Below are 17,742 nucleotides of genomic sequence, written 5' to 3'. Positions count from 1 at the left end.
TATATGAAAGTTACCATTTCACGAAAAGCCCATTTTAATGCGGCACACCGATTGCACAGAAAAGATTGGAGTTTTGAACAAAACGATGCGATTTTTGGAAAGTGCAATAATCCTAATTTCCACGGACATAATTATGAACTGATAGTCAGCGTTACGGGTGAGATTGATCCTGAAACTGGCTACGTCATGGATGTGAAGTTTTTGAGTGATATAATCAAAGAGGATGTTGAGAATCAATTTGATCATAAAAATCTAAATTTAGATGTTCTTGAATTTCAAGATTTAAATCCAACAGCTGAAAATATAGTAGTGGTGATTTGGAATAAAATCAGGAAAAGAATCAAATCAGAATTTGAATTAGAGGTAGTCCTATACGAAACACCTCGAAATTTTGTAACCTATAAAGGAGAATAATGGAACTAAAAGTAGGGGACAAAATCCCTAAATTTACGGCAAAAGATGCAGACGGAATTGATTTTGACAGTCAGAACGTTGTGGGACAAAAACCCTTAGTTATTTATTTTTATCCAAAAGATAATACACCGGGTTGTACTACACAAGCCTGTAGTTTCAGAGATCAGTACGAAGATTTTAAAGATTTGGGTGCTGAAGTTATAGGAATTAGTAGTGATAGTGTTGCATCGCATCTAAAGTTTAGTAAGCAATATAAGTTACCCTTTATTCTTTTGTCAGATGATGATAAAAAAATTAGAAAGTTGTTTGGAGTTCCAACTGGTATGTTTGGTTTGCTTCCAGGAAGAGTAACCTATGTTACCGATAAAAATGGAATTATTCAAATGATTTTTGACAGTATGCTGGCTGCAAAACACATTCCTAAAGCACTACAGGCAATCAAAAAATTGGTGGTGTAAGATCTCTTACTAAAGACAGTTGTTTTTGATTCTATTGATTTCCAAAATATAGGACGGATTTATTAAAGGTATTTCAAAAATGGATGCTTTATAAAGTAGAGGAGAATTAGCTAGTTATTTCCTATTTAAAACGATTGTTTATTAAGGTATAAAAACAAAACAAATATTCTTGCAATATCGTTAGTTCACTAATAAATGCAGATTAACGTCTTCTACGTTGGTCTTGATTTCAGGATATTGCAGGGAGTGCTGTGAGCTATTAAATAGTGAAAAAGGAATGTGCTTGATAGTGGCTTAGGAATGGGATGTACGAACTTAATAAGAAACTATTGCAAACGCAGTCTTATTTTGATTTTAAAGCGAGGAATGCATTCATTCTCAGTGGAAAAGCTTCAACTTTAGAAATTTACATTTCATAGTCGGTAATAGAAAGATTATGTGTACTTTTGCAGACGCAAATTAAAATTCAAATTTTAAAAAAATAAAAATGGCAAACATTAAGAATTTAAAAAAAGACATCAACTACGTTTTAGGAGATATTATTGAAGCAGTTTACTTGTTCGAAATTTCTACTACAGGAAAACCAACAACAGAAACAAATGGTTTAATCGACGAAGCTATCGCTGCTTTTGACGCTTTGATCACAAAAGTGAATGCAAAAAATGTAGAAGATAAAAAAGCACACTTCAAACAAATCAATGTTGAATTGGAACAAACTGCTAATCAATTGATTGCTAAAATCAACGAATTGTAGTCAAAAAAAACGCAAAAAAAGTTTGAATTTGTTTTGGAAAATAGAAATTCAGACTTATATTTGCACCCGTAATGAGTCGCCAGCGTAGCTCAGTTGGCTAGAGCAGCTGATTTGTAATCAGCAGGTCGTGGGTTCGAGTCCCTCCGCCGGCTCTTTAATAAAACCACCTAACTTTTGTTAGGTGGTTTTTTGTTTTAAGGGGTGAAATTAGGAATTGCTTCTTCTATTTATTGATATGTCATAATTTTTTTGTTAAATTTGGAATCTAACCTAAACATAAAATAATTATGGAAGAGCATTCAGTAATTGAAACTTTCGAAATGAAACTTAATGAGTCTGCAAAAGACTTTTTAAAAGAAACAGCAAAATGGGCCTATTTTTTATCCATTCTAGGATACATCGGAATTGGTTTTATTGTTTTAGCTGCTTTGTTTTCGGGAACACTATTTTCTGCTATGGGCAAAATGAATCCTGCTATGGGAATGATGGGTTCCTCTTTTGGAATGGCGATGGCTGTCGTTTATTTGCTTATTGCAGCACTTTATTTCTTTCCAGTGTATTACTTGAATAAATTCGCATCTAATGCTAAAGCAGCTTTAAATACCAATGATTCTGAAACGTTGACTACTTCTTTTAGATATTTAAAATCACATTATAAGTTTATAGGGATTATGACTCTTGTTGTTTTCTCTCTTTATCTTTTAATGTTTGTGGGAATGATTATTGGAAGAATGGCTTTTAGCGTTTAAAGAGCTTTTTTGATCTAAGTAATAGTGAGGTTTTATTAGGCGTATTCTAATTCCTTTACTACTTTTTACAAAACAAAAAAATCATCTTGTTCTGCAAGATGATTTTTTTTGTTTTAATAGGTAAGAGTAACAATTAGGAGTCTTTTATTTTTGTTTTTTAATAGCACTAACATATTCTGTTAGTTTTTTGCCATACAGCGATTGTGCTACTTTTGGAGACATTGATTTTTGAATCGTATCTAAATATTTGATGTTTATATCATAGATTTCGGATAACGCAATGTAAGGAGCTACCTCAAATTTTCTGTTATTTAGTGCAAAATTGGTAGCAAATAAGTACTTTCTTTTGATGTTAGAATCTTGTTTGGCGCTTAAACTATCTATTTTTTGTGTGTTTTGGCTTTTGATGGCATTAAATTTTTGCTCGATCAAAGACAGATTTTCATCTGTGAAACGGGTATTGATTTTTTTATATTCTTCAAATATTTCTTGATTTTTGGACCCTTTTATTTTAGCATCAGATAAATAACGATCCAAAGTTGTTTCAATAGTTATGGTTCCGGGCTCAGCAAAGAATGGTAAATTATTATCCAAAGAATTAGTCACGCCTCTGTCTAAGAATAAATAAAGCATCTCAGGAGATTTTAGATCCAAATTACTTTCAAAAGAAGAACTTCCATCGATATTGATCGTGTCAATAGCTATTAGTGTCGTGTCAACGATTCTCTGGATATATAAAGTGCCTTTTTTTAATCCTTTAATATTTCCAGTAATGTGTAAATTAGTTTTTGATTCATTCTTGCTGCAAGATGCTAATAAAATGAGCGTAACGAATGCAATAATAGATTTTTTCATGTGAAGTTAAAATTTGTTTATGATTTGTTCCGAAGCTTCAGAATTGAATCATGACGATTTTTTGGTTTTATATATTTTGACGAAAATAAAGAAAATTGTTGGAATGATTTTGTTAACGCATTCAAATTTCAAAAAAAAAAATCCCAATCTATTTCTTAGTTGGGATTTTTAGAATTATTTTTTGAAATTATGATTTCAACCACGCTTCTTTCAAAGTATTTTTGGTCGCATCTGTAGCCTTTAGACCTTCTTTCTCTTCATACGGAAACTTTACTTTTCCTTTGATTATTTGTTCTTTACCGTCACGTTTTATTTTTACGCTGATGGTTTCGTCTTCTTTCCATTTTAGACTTTCAGCAATCATTTCATAAATGTTATCTAGGGAGTACGGTTTGTCGTTAATAGATACGAGAATATCTCCTCCTTTTAAACCTAGATTAGTGTAGAATGTATTTAATTCCATGTTAGGAATTACAATAATTTCTTTTGTAGCTTGATTTACGGTAATGTACGGCATTTGCCCTTTTAGGAATACATTTCCAGGTACTTTTTCCATGGATTTTGTAACTCCTACTTTAGCTAAATACGTATCATAAGGAATGGGATTAGGTCCTGACACATAAGTTGTCAAAAAAGCGCCTACTTCAGGATAAGTAAATGAAGTGATTTTGGCAAAAAGCTCCTCATCATTAAAAGGTTTAGCAGCACCGTATTCAGTAGATAATTTTTGCATCAAATCGAGAATTCCTCTTTCACCGTTACTTTTTTCTCTAATTATGATATCCAAACACATTCCGATAAGTGCTCCTTTTTCATAAACATTCAAGTATTGGGCTTTGTATGGTTCAGTCAATACATTAGCGCTCATCGTTGTGAATGGCATGGTATCATTCATCGCATTTGCATGCTCAATTTTTTCTGCCATACGAGTATAAAAATCCTCTTCTGTAATCAAGCCTTGATTGATCTGGAAAAGATTTGCAAAATATTCCGTAACTCCTTCATACATCCATAAATGTTGTGACATTTTTGGAGTGTTGTAATCAAAATAATGAATTTCTTTAGAATGAATTGATAAAGGCGTTACAATATGGAAAAATTCATGCGAAACCACATCTTGCATTGATTTTACCAATTCTTCTTTTGGCATCATTTCAGGTAAAACGACAGTGGTTGCTGTTGGGTGCTCTAAGGCTCCAAATCCTTTTGCATCAGTAGGAGTCATGCTTGATAAATAAAGTAAAATACTGTATTTTTTTGTAGCGTTAATTTTTCCTAAAAATGTTTTCTGAGCTGTCATCATCGTTTTCATTTCTGGAGTTATGCTTTCGGCAGTTACTTTTCCAGTCGGGGAATAAACACCAATAAGGATATCCATTCCATCTACCGTAAAAGTAGTGTAGTCCGGTTTTGCATACATAATTGGATTTTCGACCAATTCGGCATAGCGTGGTGTTGTAAACACATCATTGGTGGTGCTTGAATCCAAATCGGTTATCGAGGTTGCTCCCCAAAGTGTTTCTGGATGTGAAATACTTACGGTATAAGGAAGGTCTTTTTTATCTTGAAAATAGCCTACAAACCCATGCATGTTAATCATGAAATTTTTACCTGCGTCTATATTGGTTCCGGCAGGTGAAAAAATATCAGCATTGCCAAAACCGCTCCCTTTTTCAGTGTCAAAGGTGTCGTTTACGAGGTAGGTGATTTTTGCTAATGTTTTCGCATTTTTGATGGTCCAAGTGTTCTCATCTGTTTTGGTGGTTGAAAGTATATTGCCTTTGCTGTCAAATGCTTTCAAATCTTCAATGTATTTCCCATAATCATCGATGGAGTAAGTTCCAGGAACAATTTTAGGTAGGCTATAGGTTACTTCATCTGTGCTGATCTTTGGGGATGTAACAGCAACCATGACTTTGTCCTCTTTAATATCGTTCAAATTGATAGCAACCACCACTTTTTGAAGAGCTGGTTTTGACATCGTTGTAGCTGTTCCGGCAGTTTTGCAGCTCCAAAAAATGGATGCAAATGCTAATGCAAAAAATATTCTTTTCATTGGTCTTGTTTTATTTTAGTTGTTAGACTCTATTATTTCACAATTGTTACAAGATAGAGAAATTTTTAAAACCGTCATAACTAATCGCAGTACAGCCCAAGTCTAGACTTAGTTTGTAAATGTCAGTTTCTAAAGCGTCGGTGTCTTTATCTTCACACAATAGGAATTCAATTTTTTCTTTAGAATGGGTGTATAGGGTTAAACCTTCAAACTTATGGCTATCACTGATTTTTTTTGTGAAAATGATTTTCATAGTTTTCAGATCAATGCATCCAATAAGGCTTCCCAATACGATACCATCGTCGTAAGTAGATTTCGTATCTTCGGCTGTGGCCAAAAAATAAATGGTGTTTTCTACTAGAACTCCATCAGTGAAACTGCTTTGAACTCCCTTTATTGTGGGTAGTTGGTAGGCGTAAGATAGAATAGGAAGTGGGGTTGTTAGTATTTCTCCTTTTAGTGCGAATAGTACATTTTTATTGGAACTCCCATTCCCACGGTTGATTAAATACCAATTTTTGCCATTGTAAATTGCGCCTTCAATATTAAAATCCTCGGGTTTTATTCCTGCAGAATTTTGTAGTACTGCATACAAACGGGCAATGTCATTGGTAGCTACTATTTTTTTATCAGCCACATTAATTTGTATCATTTTGTTTCTTTTTTCGGTTGAACCCGAACCAAAAACGTAAATGCTTTCGCCAAAAGTCGCAATGGCCTCAAAATCTGGTTTTTCCTTTTTAAGTATGTTTTCGGATGGGTTTTCCAGTAACGGATAACGCTTTAAATTTTGGGAAGTCATGTTGTATTCATAAAGATAGCTGCTGTTGTCACCAATAATCAATAATGAATTGTCTTTGTAAATGAGTCCCGATGCAGCCCCAATTCCGCTGATTTGAAAAAGAATTTCGAGCGTAAATTTTTCCATAGTTTGTGTTTTGAAAACGGGTTTCTAGCCCTGATGGAAGCGATATCCTTTTCCTTTCGCCTCTTTAGGCGGAGGAAAAGATACAAGCGTACAGCGGGAAAAAGCTCCTAAAAAAGTATTATATTTGAGAAGTAAAGATAAAATATTTAAGATGAAATCTATAAATCCCGATGATTTTAAAGTAATTGGCAAAATTGATTTGTCAAAAATCCCTACTAACTTGTTCAATGGAGCTAGTGATGATGCGAAGGAAGATAAGTTGGATAAGGTTCAGGCAAAATTGAGTGAGTTGCAGGATGTAATGTATGCACACAACCGATACGGTGTTTTGATTTGTTTACAAGGAATGGATACCTCGGGGAAGGATAGTCTGATTCGGGAAGTTTTCAAGGAATTTAATCCGCGTGGTGTTGAGGTGCATAGTTTTAAAACACCCAATTCAACGGAACTGGAACACGATTACTTGTGGCGGCATTATTTGGCTTTGCCAGAAAAAGGAAAATTTGCTGTTTTTAACAGAACGCATTATGAGAATGTCTTAGTTACCCGCGTGCATCCAGAATATATTTTGAATGAAAATTTGCCTGGAATCGAAAAAGTAGAAGATGTGACGCCACAGTTTTGGGAAGATCGACTGGAGCAAATTAACAATTTTGAAAAGCATATCACGCAAAATGGAACTGTTGTTTTGAAGTTTTACTTTCACATGAGTAAGGAAGAGCAACGCAAACGCTTATTGAGAAGATTGGAAGAGGTTGAACACCATTGGAAATTTTCGGCTGGCGATTTAAAAGAGCGCGAGCATTGGGAGGAATACATGCAGTATTATGAAGAGGCAATTAATAAAACGGCTACTCAAAATGCCCCTTGGTATATTATTCCATCCGATGATAAGGAGATGGCACGTTATATTGTAGCTAAGATTATCTGGGAAGAAATGCAAAAATATACAGATATAAAAGAACCTCAATTAGATGAAAAAGTAAAAGCTAATTTTGAAATGTACAAAGAGATGCTGAAAAAATAATAGATATAAAAAATGCCCTCTAAATTGAAGGGCATTTTTTATATCTAATTCAAAGTAGGATTACAGTTTGAAACCATAAGCTAAACGAACACCTACTTGTCCAACTCCTTTAGCAAGAGAACCATTATTGTTTAGACGATCAAAATGATTGTAATGTGTATAGTTCAAAGAAATATCTATGTACTTAGTTGCGTAACCTACACTTGGGGACAATAATAAAGAAGTTTTCTCTCTAGTATTGTCTACATTACTTACTGCAAATGCAGCTCCAGCTTCTCCCATCAAGTAAAATTGATCATTCCATACAAAAGCTTTGAAACCAGCTTTAGCTGGGATAATCCCTAAATCTTTCCCTTCTGTTTGCCCAGGAAAAGTATCCGCTTTGCTCACAAATAGGTTAGTGTAACCTGTAGTTAAAGTCAAAGAGTATGTTTTTGATAAATCATATTGTCCTCTTACATCAGCTCCAAGCGCTAATTTGTATGGGTCATGTACTGAATATCCAGCATTTGCACCAAATCCTAAACGAAATCCTTGATCGTAATTTGTTGCTTCATTTGTTGTTTCTTGAGCTTCTACATTGCTAGCAAACATCATTGAGATTGTAAGTGCTAGTGCGAATTTAATTTTTCCTGAGATTTTCATAATTGTATTTTTTTAATATTTTTGTTGTTTTTAGGGGTTTTGTTTGGCTAAAAACAACACTGCAAAAGTAAGACTGTAAGTTTTTTAAAAGTTATAGAATTAAGTTGTTTTGTTATAGAATTCCTTGTTTTTGTAGGTAGCAGAATAAAATAAGTGCGTTATATATTCGATTGTATGGATGCAATTGAAAGCTTCTAATTATATTTGCCAACAAAAAAGCAAAAAGTGAATTTTTCTATATACTTCAAAGAGTTTTCTTATAATATTAAATTAGCTTATCCTGTTATTTTAGGAATGTTAGGTCATACTTTAATAGGAATCGTTGATAATTTTATGGTTGGCAAATTGGGTTCTACCGAGTTGGCAGCTGTTTCGTTAGGTAACAGTTTCATATTTATAGCTTTATCTATAGGAATAGGTTTTTCGACAGCAATTACGCCATTAGTAGCTGAGGCTGATGCGGAGAAAGATGATCAGAAAATCCGAACTACTTTTCACCATGGACTGTTATTGTGTACCGTGCTAGGCGTTGCGTTATTTATATTGACAGTGCTTTCCAAACAAATTATGTATTTGATGCAACAACCTAAAGAAGTGGCAGATTTGGCAGCACCCTATATTGATTGGGTTGCCTTTTCTTTAATTCCTGTAATTATTTATCAAGGTTACAAGCAATTTGCGGATGGATTAGCGAAAACTAAATATTCTATGTACGCCATTTTATTAGCGAATGTGGTGCATATCTTTTTTAATTATGTATTGATTTACGGAATTTGGATTTTTCCAAAATTAGGGATTCTAGGTGCGGCTTTGGGCACTGTAATTTCTAGGATAATGATGGTTGTTTTTATGCATTATCTAATGAAAAAAAATTCCGTTATGAAAAAATATTTTAAGAATTTTAGCTTTAAAGAAATTCGCAAATCAATTTTGAAGAAAATTATCGATCTGGGTTTGCCTTCAGCCATGCAAATGTTATTTGAAGTAACCTTGTTTACAGCTGCAATTTGGCTTTCGGGTTCCTTAGGTAAAAATAGTCAAGCTGCCAATCAGATTGCGCTTATTTTAGCTTCGTCAACCTTTATGGTTGCAATGGGTTTAAGCGTTACTGCGATGATCCGAGTGAGTCACACTAAAGGGATCAATGATTATAAGAAATTGATTGTTGTTGCTCGATCAATTTTCTTGTTAGCCATTATTCTGGAAACTTTATTTGCGATCATCTTTGTGGTTTTTCATCAATTTTTGCCCCATCTGTTTTTAAATATGGACGATCCGAGTCAACTGCTAGATAATTCAGAAATTATTATGATCACTTCTAAGTTACTTTTGGTAGCTGCCATTTTTCAAATTTCCGATGGAATTCAAGTCGTTGTTTTGGGAGCTTTACGGGGTTTGCAAGATGTAAAAATCCCCATGTACATTACCTTTATTTCCTACTGGATTATCGGTTTTCCAATTTCATACTATTTAGGGAAGTACACGGAACTAAAAGCTGTTGGAATTTGGATTGGACTTTTGGCGGGATTGACTGCTGCCGCTTTATTTTTGTATATTCGCTTTGCGCGATTGACAAAAATGTTGGTGGCTCAAAACGAAAAAAAATAAAAAAACTAAATTACTTAAATAATTAAATTCATGGAATTACCAAAATTTTTACTAGGCGACAATACTGATTTTCCAGAGGATATTTTTATCATACACCTTGATTATCCTCGTTTTATTATCAATCTGAAGGATGATGAGGTAGAGTTTATCGAAGAAGCCGAAGATCTTGATGAAGGCGAATTAAATGCGGAAATGGAAGGGCTTATTGTTCTTGCAAATGAGTTTTATGATCGAGAAATCAAACTTTACGAGGAGTAGTTAAATTTTTGTCTTACCTAATTGATATTCAAATGAAAAATGTATTTATGTATTCTATGTTTGTTTTTGGCACAGTACTTATAATTAAAGGGGTTTTCAACTTTTTTCCGTTTGAAATTAAATCAAATGTAAACGCAAGTGAAGCCTATAATTCTGGACATAGTGTAGGATATATTATTGGTAAATTTGGTAAGATTGCTCTTGGTGTTTTAATGTTAAAGTATGGATACCAAACTTATTTAGAAGGAAAAAGAAGAACAGAATAGATTAGTCTTTTTTAAAATACGTTTTCAATAATAGACTAGCGGCTGCAAAGGGTGAAATTTCATCATTTTGCACCGCTTTTTTGGTTGAATCCAATGATTTTTGAATTTCCGGATTGCTGTAAAAATTGGTTTTCAATTGCTCGTTTATCGTTTCTAACATCCAATATTGATTTTGTTCTTTTCGCTTTTCAAAGAAGTAATTATTTCCCTTTGTCAATTCAAGAAATTTTTCAATAGTTTCCCAAACTACAGGTATTCCTTCGTGTGTAACAGAACTACAAGTTGAGGTTGTAGGCGTCCAGCCGGATTTTTTAGCGGGAAAAAGATGCAAGGCTCTGTTGAATTCCATTTTAGCAAATTGTGCTTTTTTAATGTTATCGCCATCCGCTTTGTTGATTACAATTGCATCCGCCATTTCCATAATACCGCGTTTAATGCCTTGTAATTCGTCTCCAGCACCCGATATTTTCAAAAGCAAAAAGAAATCTACCATGCTGTGAACAGCAGTTTCACTTTGACCCACTCCCACAGTTTCAATGATAATAGTATCAAAGCCACAAGCCTCACAAAGGGTAATACTTTCGCGGGTTTTTCGTGCCACACCGCCTAAGGTATCTCCTGAAGCGGATGGTCGGATATAGGCATTTTTGTCTTTTACCAATTCTTCCATTCGCGTTTTATCGCCCAGAATACTCCCGTGGCTTATCGTGCTGCTGGGATCAACGGCAAGAACCGCAACTTTTTTCCCTAATCCCGTCAAGAATTTCCCAAAAGCTTCAATAAACGTACTTTTTCCTACGCCTGGAACGCCTGTAATTCCTATTCGCACGGATTGACTAGCATGCGGTAGACACGCATTAATTACTTCAGTGGCTTTTGCCAAATGAGAGCCATTCGTACTTTCTACTAAGGTAATCGCGCGACTTAAAGCTGTTATATTTCCTGCTAAAATGCCTTCAACTAATGCTGCTGCTGAGGGTTGTACTTTTCTAAAGTGCTGGATGTTCCCAACTGCGGTTGCGCTAATCATTTCTGGCCTAGAAATTCCTGCTTTCTCGTGTAAGGCGCTAGGGTGGGATTTTTTGTTTGACAAAACATGTTATTTGAAAAGTAAAAGTAGTGAAAACTAAAATAATTTCAAAAAGGATTCCTTTAAGAAGCAGTTTTTTTGGTCCCAAAGATTCCAAATAGTATTTATTTTAGTCTCTTTAGTGCTGTTTTTGATTTTTTTTTTAACCATGAATCGAACGTATGCAGCAGATTTAATTCAGGTCATTTTATTTTTAATGCTTGATTTTTAATTTTTTTCTGTAGTAAAACTTGTCAGGTAGGTTTTTTACTGTATCAATAAAAAAGGCACCTAGTGTTGTAGTAGTATAACCGTTGGGTATAATTAGTTTTTGATAGTAATTTTTCGTCAGATCGAGTATTTTTCGGCAGAAAATTGTATCGAGAACAAGAAAAATTTCATTAAAAACGGTTCTCGATACACGCCACTTCGAGTAACCGGAACGTATCGAGAAGTTTTGTTCCGTTTTACTTTACAAAAAAAAACACTCGAACGGACGTTTTGAACAATTGCACCCAACAGGTTTGATAAATTGAATTTCTATCCTTTGGTTAAATTTGGAATTTATAAATTTCTTTATTCTGGAACTGAATTTAAATAGTATTTTTACAGTCAATTCTTCGCCATGAGCAACTTTATTCTAATCTTCGTTTTTCTGTTTTTAGGTATTATTTTCCAAAATATTAAAGGATTTCCTGTCACTATTTATAAGCTGTTAAACAAGATCGTTATTTATGTTTGTCTTCCCGCTTTGGCCTTATATTATATTCCAAAAATTGAGTGGAGTAACGAATTGTTATTTCCTATTGGAGTTGCTTGGATTACTTTTGCCGGTGCCTATTTCTTGTTTAGTTTTTTGGGTAAAAAATTCGGCTGGTCCAGAAAACTCATCGGCTGTTTAATTATTACCGCTGGTTTAGGGAATACTTCCTTTTTAGGTTTTCCCATAATCGAGGCTTTATATGGTGAAGAGGGCTTAAAAACAGCTATTTTAGTTGATCAACCGGGTTCATTTGTTGTGCTTTCCACCTTAGGAATTCTAGTAGCTACGTTGTATTCTACAGGAACGCCAAACGGATTTCATATTGCTAAAAAAATAATGTTCTTTCCGCCATTTATAACCTTTCTAGCCGCGTGTTTAATGAATTATCTGAATTTTGATTTTCATGAATACGTTCAATTTGTATTGCAGAAAACAGGAAGCGTTATGACACCTTTGGCGATGCTTTCTGTAGGTTTGCAATTGCAGTTTGATAGAAAAAGTCAACATTGGAAGTTTTTAGGATTAGGACTTTTATATAAATTAATGTTGACTCCTGCACTGCTTTATTTATTGTATGTCGTAATTTTGCAACAACATTCAGAGATGATTGAGGTTGCCATTATGGAGTCAGCTATGGCTCCCATGATTACGGCAAGTATCTTAGCGACTTCCCACGGTTTAAAACCTCGGTTAAGCAGCATGATGATTGGTTTTGGAATTCCACTATCATTTATCACCTTGGTGTTTTGGTATTTTGTGCTTCAAATTTAAAACCGATTTAAGCCATTAATAATTAATAGTTTTAGTAAAAAAATGAATGTATCCTCTGATAACGCTGCACCAATTGAAAGAACCCCTGTTGCTCAGCAAACCGTTTATTCCATATTATTTTCGATAGCATTTGCCCATTTACTCAATGATTTATTACAAGCTGTTATTCCTGCAGCATACCCTATTTTAAAAGAAAATTTCAATTTATCGTTTACCCAAATTGGATTAATTACGCTGGCGTATCAATTGGCGGCCTCTATTTTGCAGCCTGTGGTTGGTTTATACACGGATAAAAGACCAAAACCTTTTTCTCAGATTTTTGGAATGCTATTTACTTTATCTGGAATCGTGTGCTTATCCTATGCTTCCAGTTTTGAAATGATTATTGTTTCAGTAGTTTTGGTCGGAATTGGTTCTTCCATTTTTCATCCTGAAGCATCACGGATCTCCTTTTTGGCATCAGGTGGAAAGCGTGGTTTGGCACAATCTATCTTTCAGTTGGGAGGGAATGCCGGAACAGCCATCGGACCATTGTTAGTGGCCTTAATTGTGGTTCCTAACTCCCAATATTACATCATTTGGTTTGTGGTTGTTGCCCTCATCGGATTGCTTGTTTTGAGTAGAATTGCACTTTGGTATCAAACTCATTTGAGTTTAAGAAGTACAAAGAAAGCGGTAATCGATTTGCCAAATTTATCTCAAAAAACAATAGTAATTTCAGTAGGAATTTTGTTGGTTTTGATATTTTCAAAATTCTTTTACATGGCTAGTATGTCCAGTTATTTTACGTTTTATTTAATCGAAAAGTTTGGATTATCGGTTCAGGAAGCGCAATTTCATTTGGTTTTATTTTTAGCGGCTTGTGCTTTAGGAACTTTAATCGGTGGCCCATTAGGCGATAAATTCGGAAGAAAATATGTGATTTGGTTTTCAGTTTTGGGTGCCGCGCCTTTTACTTTACTGTTGCCGTATGTCGATTTATTTTGGACAGGTGTTTTATCGGTTGTAATTGGAATTATAATCTCTTCGGCATTTCCTGCAATCTTAGTTTATGCACAAGAATTATTGCCAAAAAAACTCGGAATGGTTTCTGGTCTTTTCTATGGTTTTGCCTTTGGAATGGGTGGTTTGGGTTCCGCCTTATTAGGAAATCTTGCCGATCACACCAGCATCACGTACGTATATTATCTTTGTGCCTATTTGCCTTTGATAGGGATTATTGCACTCTTTTTACCAAATTTAAAGAAAAAATAGCCCCTTTTTTAGGAGCTTATTCCTGCTCTGCACTGTATTCCCAATTAATAATAACTACGGCTAAAAAAGCCTTGTTTTTCTAAATCGGGAGATGCCGTTGCGATCAGGGCTAGGGCTTTTGGTATTCCTATTGCATTATTCTTTGCAATATTACTTCCTGATTTTCATAAATCTTAGTACAATTTTAAGACTAGTTTTCTCCTTTATTGCTTTTATTTCAATACCTTACAGTGTTACTAATCAATAAATTAAATTACTATGGCAACAGTACGATTAGGCGATATTGCTCCTGATTTTGAAGCAGAAACGTCACAAGGAAAAATAAAATTTCATGAATGGTTAGGAGATTCTTGGGGAATTCTTTTCTCTCATCCGGCTGATTTCACACCTGTTTGTACCACTGAGTTAGGAACAGTTGCAAATTATTATCCTGAATTTGAAAAACGAAATGTAAAAGTAATTGCATTAAGTGTTGATGGAGTAGAGTCACACATGGAGTGGATCAAAGATATTAATGAAACTCAAAATACAACTGTAAATTTCCCTATAATTGCCGATGAAGACAAGCATATTGCCGAATTATATGATATGATTCATCCCAATGCAAGTGAGAGTTTCACCGTTCGTTCGGTTTTTATTATTGGACCAGACAAAAAAGTTAAATTGACCTTAACCTATCCAGCATCAACCGGTAGGAATTTTGATGAATTATTACGTGTAATTGACAGTTTGCAGTTGACAGCTAAATACAGCGTAGCGACTCCGGCCAACTGGAAAGATGGAGATAATGTAGTAATTTCTACGGCTATTAAAGACGAAGAGATTGCTGCTAAATTTCCAAAAGGTTATGAAAGAGTAAAGCCTTATTTAAGAATGACACCGCAACCTAATAAATAGTAAATCTTTAGGATACTTTATAAATAGAAAGCAGAATGAATTTATTTTCATGCTGCTTTTTTTATTTAGTCAAAAGTTTACTGTTTTACTTCTTATTGGTAATTAATAACCCGGAAATAATGATTCCCATACTTATGATTTGGGTTAGTAAAATAGCTTGGTTAAGAAAAAAATACGCCAGAATTCCACTGAACACTGGAATCAAATAATAAATTAAAGCTGTTTTTGAGGTTCCAATTAAACGAATGGCTTCGTTCCATAAATAAAATGAAATCAAGGAAGCGCAAACGCCAACGTATGTGGTTACCAAAACTGTTTTAGTATCAAAAATCACTTTTTTGTAATAAAGATGCTCATACATATAAAAAGGGAATAGTAAAGTGGTACCAATGATGAAAACACTGAACAAGAATACTTTTGGACTTAATTCAGCTGGTTTTTTTCGCACTAGTATGGTGTAATAAGCAAAAAAAAAGCAAGCTACAAGCATCAATACATCTCCAATAGTGAAGTTGATTTGGAGTAATGCTGCTACAGAACCTTTGGAAATAAGCACTAGAACTCCTGTAATTATGGTTCCAATTCCCACTATTTTTAGACGGGACACTTTCTCTTTGAAAATAATCCGAGAGAGTACAACAATAAATAACGGAATTGAAATGGCAATTAACGATAAGTTGACTGCACTTGTTGTTTTTCCTGCAAAGTATATCAGCGTATTAAAAATAGTGATGCCCAATACTGCCGTAATCGTAAGATACCGAATATGTATCTTTATAATTTTGAAATTTTTAATAGTGTTTTTTATGGCAAATGGAGCCAACACAATACAAGCAATGGTCCAACGCCAAAAAGCCAATCCAATAGGTGGAATGTGCCCTTTAATGCCACTCGCAATCACCATGTTTACGGACCAAAGCAAGGTAGCGATTAAGGCAAATAAAACCCCTTTAGTCGTATTGCTCATTAAACCAAATTATGAATTTTTGCATATTGTAACAACATAATTGTCTTTGCATCTTGCATTTGACCGGATGCAATCATAGCGTACGCTTGGTCAAAAGACATTTCCATTACATCTATATTTTCTTCTTCATGTGCTACTCCGCCACCGTCACTCACCTTCATGGACTCATCGTATTCACCAAGAAATAAATATAATATTTCAGTTACAGCTCCAGGCGACATGTAGGTTTCCATTACTTTTTTGACTTTAGAAATGCGGTATCCTGTTTCTTCTTCGGTTTCTCTAATGATGCATTGCTCTGGATTGTCTTGATCCAAAAGTCCTGCGCAAACCTCAATCATCATTCCGGTTTCATTTCCGTTAAGGTAGGTTGGCAAACGAAACTGTCTCGTTAGAATAACTGTTTTCTGTTGTGTGTTGTACAATAAAATAGCCGCTCCGTTTCCTCTATCGTAGACTTCTCTTTTTTGGGTAATCCAAGAGGCGTCTTTTTTTTGATAGTCAAAAGTAACTTTGTTTAAGAGATACCAATTGTCAGATAGCAATTCGGTTTTTTGTATTTTGATAGTTGGATTTTTCATGGAGGTATTGAAAGTATTTTTTTTCTGTTTAGGTAGAAAATTAGTATTAAAAAATAATCTAGCTTCGGCTTCCTCTCCTTTACAGAGTGTTGGAGTAGAAAAAAAAACGCTCTGAATTTTCAGAGCGTTTCGTAATCTTATTTAAGAATAGTTTGCTTTCTGTCTGGACCTACAGAAACTATTTTGATAGGAACTTCCACTTCTTTTTCAATGAATGCTATGTATTCTTTCAACTCTGTTGGTAATTCATCATAGGTAGTCATTCCTGTTAGATCTTGTTTCCAACCTTCGAATTCCTGATATACTGGAGTTACATTTTCTGGTTCGATGTTGTAAGGAAAATGAGAAATTTTCTCTCCTTTATAATTGTATTCGGTACATACTTTTAACGTTTCAAATCCAGAAAGTACATCTCCTTTCATCATCATTAATTGTGTAACACCATTAACTTGAATAGCATATTTAAGTGCTACTAAGTCTAACCATCCACAACGTCTTTGTCTGCCCGTCACAGATCCAAATTCATTTCCAACGCTTGCCATAGTAGCACCGTCTTCATCAAAAAGTTCTGTTGGGAACGGACCACTTCCTACGCGAGTTACATACGCTTTGAAAATTCCGTATACTTCTTTGATTTTATTTGGAGCAATTCCTAAACCAGTACAGGCACCAGCAGCAGTAGTGTTAGAGGATGTTACAAAGGGATAAGTCCCAAAATCAACGTCCAGTAAGGAACCTTGAGCACCTTCACATAATATTGATTTACCTGCCTTTTGAGCTTGGTGTAAATACTCTTCACTATCAATAAAATCTAATTTTTTTAGATCTTCGATAGCTTCAAAAAATTCTTTTTCTAATTCGGGTAAATTGTATTGAATGTCAACATTGTAAAATGCAATCATGGCTTCATGCTTATCCGCCAAAGCTCTGTAACGATCTGCAAAATCCTCTAATTCAATATCTCCAACGCGGATACCGTTTCTTCCGGTTTTATCCATATACGTTGGACCAATTCCTTTTAGAGTAGAACCTATTTTTGCTTTTCCTTTTGATGCTTCAGATGCTGCATCCAGTAAACGATGGGTAGGTAATATTAAATGAGCTTTTCTAGAAATAATTAGCTTTGCCTTTAGGTCTAAGTTAAATTTGGCTAAGCCATCAATTTCACTTTTAAAAACTACAGGGTCAATTACAACACCATTACCAATGATGTTCATGTTATTTCCGTGAAAAATTCCAGAAGGAATGGTTCTAAGTACGTGTTTTATTCCGTCAAATTCTAAAGTATGTCCTGCGTTTGGTCCTCCTTGAAAACGAGCAATAATATCGTATTTAGAAGTAAGAACATCAACAATTTTTCCTTTTCCTTCATCTCCCCATTGTAATCCTAGTAATAAATCTACGGTCATTCTGTACGTTATT

At 34.5% G+C, this 17,742-nt stretch carries 19 protein-coding genes and 1 tRNA gene; 12 read left to right on the top strand and 8 right to left on the bottom strand.

Annotated features, from left to right (window positions below; translation table 11 throughout):
- The first annotated feature begins 3 nt into the window (after nucleotides 1-3).
- The 5 genes from E0F91_RS13015 to E0F91_RS12995 all read left to right on the top strand — a co-directional run bounded on the left by E0F91_RS13015 (nucleotide 4) and on the right by E0F91_RS12995 (nucleotide 2,375).
- A complete protein-coding gene (locus E0F91_RS13015) occupies nucleotides 4-414 on the top strand; it encodes a 6-pyruvoyl trahydropterin synthase family protein (RefSeq protein WP_132066894.1) in 411 nt (136 codons plus the stop codon).
- Nucleotides 414-872 (top strand): peroxiredoxin, encoded by a 459-nt coding sequence (locus tag E0F91_RS13010; protein ID WP_132066893.1) that lies wholly within the window; start codon nucleotides 414-416, stop codon nucleotides 870-872. The genes E0F91_RS13015 and E0F91_RS13010 overlap by 1 nt, the downstream gene beginning before the upstream one ends.
- A gap of 487 nt (nucleotides 873-1,359) precedes the next feature.
- On the top strand, nucleotides 1,360-1,626 hold the full coding sequence (locus E0F91_RS13005; RefSeq protein ID WP_091257270.1) for a hypothetical protein: 267 nt from the start codon (nucleotides 1,360-1,362) through the stop codon (nucleotides 1,624-1,626).
- Nucleotides 1,627-1,704: 78 nt separating this feature from the next.
- Nucleotides 1,705-1,778: transfer RNA gene (locus E0F91_RS13000), tRNA-Thr, on the top strand.
- A gap of 135 nt (nucleotides 1,779-1,913) precedes the next feature.
- The gene (locus E0F91_RS12995; protein WP_132066892.1) at nucleotides 1,914-2,375 is read left to right on the top strand and encodes a DUF5362 family protein; all 462 of its coding nucleotides are present in this window, start codon (nucleotides 1,914-1,916) and stop codon (nucleotides 2,373-2,375) included.
- A gap of 144 nt (nucleotides 2,376-2,519) precedes the next feature.
- On the opposite strand, the gene E0F91_RS12990 is transcribed toward E0F91_RS12995, so the two are convergent.
- The 3 genes from E0F91_RS12990 to E0F91_RS12980 form a co-directional block, all read right to left on the bottom strand.
- On the bottom strand, nucleotides 2,520-3,230 hold the full coding sequence (locus tag E0F91_RS12990) for a DUF4369 domain-containing protein (protein WP_132066891.1): 711 nt from the start codon (nucleotides 3,228-3,230) through the stop codon (nucleotides 2,520-2,522).
- Between the two features lie 187 nt (nucleotides 3,231-3,417).
- A complete protein-coding gene (locus E0F91_RS12985; RefSeq protein WP_132066890.1) occupies nucleotides 3,418-5,286 on the bottom strand; it encodes a M61 family metallopeptidase in 1,869 nt (622 codons plus the stop codon).
- 46 nt (nucleotides 5,287-5,332) lie between these two features.
- A complete protein-coding gene (locus E0F91_RS12980) occupies nucleotides 5,333-6,214 on the bottom strand; it encodes a DUF6929 family protein (RefSeq protein ID WP_132066889.1) in 882 nt (293 codons plus the stop codon).
- Nucleotides 6,215-6,365: 151 nt separating this feature from the next.
- Between E0F91_RS12980 and E0F91_RS12975 the strand changes: the two genes are divergently transcribed.
- On the top strand, nucleotides 6,366-7,241 hold the full coding sequence (locus E0F91_RS12975) for a PPK2 family polyphosphate kinase (RefSeq protein WP_132066888.1): 876 nt from the start codon (nucleotides 6,366-6,368) through the stop codon (nucleotides 7,239-7,241).
- A gap of 60 nt (nucleotides 7,242-7,301) precedes the next feature.
- On the opposite strand, the gene E0F91_RS12970 is transcribed toward E0F91_RS12975, so the two are convergent.
- On the bottom strand, nucleotides 7,302-7,886 hold the full coding sequence (locus E0F91_RS12970; RefSeq protein WP_132066887.1) for a hypothetical protein: 585 nt from the start codon (nucleotides 7,884-7,886) through the stop codon (nucleotides 7,302-7,304).
- A gap of 225 nt (nucleotides 7,887-8,111) precedes the next feature.
- Between E0F91_RS12970 and E0F91_RS12965 the strand changes: the two genes are divergently transcribed.
- Genes E0F91_RS12965 through E0F91_RS12955 form a run of 3 tightly spaced genes read left to right on the top strand, consistent with a single transcriptional unit; the run spans nucleotide 8,112 to nucleotide 10,018 of the window.
- Nucleotides 8,112-9,494: an MATE family efflux transporter gene (locus tag E0F91_RS12965; RefSeq protein ID WP_132066886.1), complete on the top strand. Its 1,383-nt coding sequence runs from the start codon at nucleotides 8,112-8,114 to the stop codon at nucleotides 9,492-9,494.
- A 30-nt stretch (nucleotides 9,495-9,524) separates the two neighbouring features.
- Nucleotides 9,525-9,752 (top strand): hypothetical protein, encoded by a 228-nt coding sequence (locus E0F91_RS12960; protein WP_126453696.1) that lies wholly within the window; start codon nucleotides 9,525-9,527, stop codon nucleotides 9,750-9,752.
- Nucleotides 9,753-9,784: 32 nt separating this feature from the next.
- Nucleotides 9,785-10,018, top strand: a complete 234-nt coding sequence (locus E0F91_RS12955) for a hypothetical protein (RefSeq protein ID WP_132066885.1) — start codon at nucleotides 9,785-9,787, stop codon at nucleotides 10,016-10,018.
- Between the two features lies 1 nt (nucleotide 10,019).
- On the opposite strand, the gene meaB is transcribed toward E0F91_RS12955, so the two are convergent.
- Nucleotides 10,020-11,111, bottom strand: a complete 1,092-nt coding sequence (gene meaB / locus E0F91_RS12950) for a methylmalonyl Co-A mutase-associated GTPase MeaB (protein ID WP_243698904.1) — start codon at nucleotides 11,109-11,111, stop codon at nucleotides 10,020-10,022.
- A gap of 601 nt (nucleotides 11,112-11,712) precedes the next feature.
- On the opposite strand from meaB, the gene E0F91_RS12945 reads away from it, so the two are divergent.
- The 3 genes from E0F91_RS12945 to E0F91_RS12935 all read left to right on the top strand — a co-directional run bounded on the left by E0F91_RS12945 (nucleotide 11,713) and on the right by E0F91_RS12935 (nucleotide 14,772).
- Nucleotides 11,713-12,621, top strand: coding sequence for an AEC family transporter (locus E0F91_RS12945; protein ID WP_132066884.1), 909 nt, complete (start codon nucleotides 11,713-11,715; stop codon nucleotides 12,619-12,621).
- Between the two features lie 42 nt (nucleotides 12,622-12,663).
- Nucleotides 12,664-13,875 carry an MFS transporter gene (locus E0F91_RS12940; protein ID WP_132066883.1) on the top strand — a complete coding sequence of 404 codons (1,212 nt, stop codon included), beginning with the start codon at nucleotides 12,664-12,666 and terminating at the stop codon, nucleotides 13,873-13,875.
- A 258-nt stretch (nucleotides 13,876-14,133) separates the two neighbouring features.
- Entirely contained in the window at nucleotides 14,134-14,772 is a 639-nt protein-coding gene (locus E0F91_RS12935; protein ID WP_132066882.1) for a peroxiredoxin, read from the top strand.
- A gap of 85 nt (nucleotides 14,773-14,857) precedes the next feature.
- Here E0F91_RS12935 and E0F91_RS12930 read toward each other — a convergent pair whose 3' ends face one another.
- From E0F91_RS12930 to E0F91_RS12920, 3 genes are all read right to left on the bottom strand, one after another.
- Complete coding sequence (locus E0F91_RS12930) at nucleotides 14,858-15,739, bottom strand: DMT family transporter (protein WP_132066881.1); 882 nt, start codon at nucleotides 15,737-15,739, stop codon at nucleotides 14,858-14,860.
- Entirely contained in the window at nucleotides 15,739-16,320 is a 582-nt protein-coding gene (gene nudK / locus E0F91_RS12925; RefSeq protein WP_132066880.1) for a GDP-mannose pyrophosphatase NudK, read from the bottom strand. The genes E0F91_RS12930 and nudK overlap by 1 nt, the downstream gene beginning before the upstream one ends.
- A 137-nt stretch (nucleotides 16,321-16,457) precedes the next feature.
- A complete protein-coding gene (locus tag E0F91_RS12920; protein WP_132066879.1) occupies nucleotides 16,458-17,729 on the bottom strand; it encodes an adenylosuccinate synthase in 1,272 nt (423 codons plus the stop codon).
- Nucleotides 17,730-17,742 lie beyond the last annotated feature (13 nt).

It is taken from the genome of Flavobacterium sandaracinum (genome assembly GCF_004349135.1).
Classification (GTDB): Bacteria; Bacteroidota; Bacteroidia; order Flavobacteriales; family Flavobacteriaceae; genus Flavobacterium; species Flavobacterium sandaracinum.
This window is presented reverse-complemented; position numbering and strand designations above follow the sequence as displayed.

Excerpts from the sequence above, each read along its gene's own strand:
- E0F91_RS13015 (WP_132066894.1), top strand. The coding sequence starts at position 4 with ATGAAAGTTACCATTTCACGAAAAGCCCATTTTAATGCGGCACACCGA.
- E0F91_RS13010 (WP_132066893.1), top strand. The coding sequence starts at position 414 with ATGGAACTAAAAGTAGGGGACAAAATCCCTAAATTTACGGCAAAAGAT.
- E0F91_RS13005 (WP_091257270.1), top strand. The coding sequence starts at position 1,360 with ATGGCAAACATTAAGAATTTAAAAAAAGACATCAACTACGTTTTAGGA.
- E0F91_RS12995 (WP_132066892.1), top strand. The coding sequence starts at position 1,914 with ATGGAAGAGCATTCAGTAATTGAAACTTTCGAAATGAAACTTAATGAG.
- E0F91_RS12990 (WP_132066891.1), bottom strand. The coding sequence starts at position 3,230 with ATGAAAAAATCTATTATTGCATTCGTTACGCTCATTTTATTAGCATCT.
- E0F91_RS12985 (WP_132066890.1), bottom strand. The coding sequence starts at position 5,286 with ATGAAAAGAATATTTTTTGCATTAGCATTTGCATCCATTTTTTGGAGC.
- E0F91_RS12980 (WP_132066889.1), bottom strand. The coding sequence starts at position 6,214 with ATGGAAAAATTTACGCTCGAAATTCTTTTTCAAATCAGCGGAATTGGG.
- E0F91_RS12975 (WP_132066888.1), top strand. The coding sequence starts at position 6,366 with ATGAAATCTATAAATCCCGATGATTTTAAAGTAATTGGCAAAATTGAT.
- E0F91_RS12970 (WP_132066887.1), bottom strand. The coding sequence starts at position 7,886 with ATGAAAATCTCAGGAAAAATTAAATTCGCACTAGCACTTACAATCTCA.
- E0F91_RS12960 (WP_126453696.1), top strand. The coding sequence starts at position 9,525 with ATGGAATTACCAAAATTTTTACTAGGCGACAATACTGATTTTCCAGAG.
- E0F91_RS12955 (WP_132066885.1), top strand. The coding sequence starts at position 9,785 with ATGAAAAATGTATTTATGTATTCTATGTTTGTTTTTGGCACAGTACTT.
- E0F91_RS12945 (WP_132066884.1), top strand. The coding sequence starts at position 11,713 with ATGAGCAACTTTATTCTAATCTTCGTTTTTCTGTTTTTAGGTATTATT.
- E0F91_RS12940 (WP_132066883.1), top strand. The coding sequence starts at position 12,664 with ATGAATGTATCCTCTGATAACGCTGCACCAATTGAAAGAACCCCTGTT.
- E0F91_RS12935 (WP_132066882.1), top strand. The coding sequence starts at position 14,134 with ATGGCAACAGTACGATTAGGCGATATTGCTCCTGATTTTGAAGCAGAA.
- E0F91_RS12930 (WP_132066881.1), bottom strand. The coding sequence starts at position 15,739 with ATGAGCAATACGACTAAAGGGGTTTTATTTGCCTTAATCGCTACCTTG.
- nudK (WP_132066880.1), bottom strand. The coding sequence starts at position 16,320 with ATGAAAAATCCAACTATCAAAATACAAAAAACCGAATTGCTATCTGAC.
- E0F91_RS12920 (WP_132066879.1), bottom strand. The coding sequence starts at position 17,729 with ATGACCGTAGATTTATTACTAGGATTACAATGGGGAGATGAAGGAAAA.